Genomic DNA, 236 nt, shown 5'->3' with positions numbered 1-236 from the left:
AAGAACTAGCTGAGGTTAGTCTTATAAAAGCACTAAGGACTTAGGTAAAATACTAAGGTAATTAGTTGTTTCACTGTTGAGTATTCAAGTAAACAAAAAAAGAATACAGAAAATTTCTGGTGGCGATGCGTTTTTGGGAAACACCCGTTCTCATACCGAACACGATGGTTAAGCCATTAACGGCCGATGGTACTTGGTTGGAAACGACCTGGGAGAGTAGGTGGCTGCCAGATTAC

At 40.7% G+C, this 236-nt stretch carries 1 rRNA gene; it reads left to right on the top strand.

Annotation, left to right across the window (positions count from 1 at the left end):
- Positions 1 to 115: 115 nt before the first annotated feature.
- Positions 116 to 233: ribosomal RNA gene (rrf, locus tag ACX6CF_RS26145) — 5S ribosomal RNA — on the top strand.
- The last annotated feature ends 3 nt before the right edge of the window (positions 234 to 236 follow it).

It is taken from the genome of Vallitalea sediminicola, from assembly GCF_054408565.1.
The sequence above is the reverse complement of the archived record's forward strand: the minus strand, read 5'-3'. Positions and strand labels throughout refer to the sequence as shown.